Source organism: Salmonella sp. A1325 (assembly GCF_056991255.1).
In genome coordinates this window covers 1-240 of record NZ_JAMLWO010000045.1, presented here as the reverse complement: position 1 = coordinate 240, position 240 = coordinate 1, and the positions used below count along the sequence as shown (strand labels likewise).

Here is a 240-nt window from a genome sequence, read left to right as displayed (position 1 = left end):
TGAGGGAAAGGCGAAAAGAACCCCGGCGAGGGGAGTGAAAAAGAACCTGAAACCGTGTACGTACAAGCAGTGGGAGCACCCTTTGGGGTGTGACTGCGTACCTTTTGTATAATGGGTCAGCGACTTATATTCTGTAGCAAGGTTAACCGAATAGGGGAGCCGGAGGGAAACCGAGTCTTAACCGGGCGTTAAGTTGCAGGGTATAGACCCGAAACCCGGTGATCTAGCCATGGGCAGGTT

1 rRNA gene is annotated in these 240 nt (G+C 52.5%); it reads left to right on the top strand.

From position 1 onward, the window contains the following. Positions 1 to 240, top strand: a 23S ribosomal RNA gene (locus NAZ64_RS22460); the annotation flags it as partial.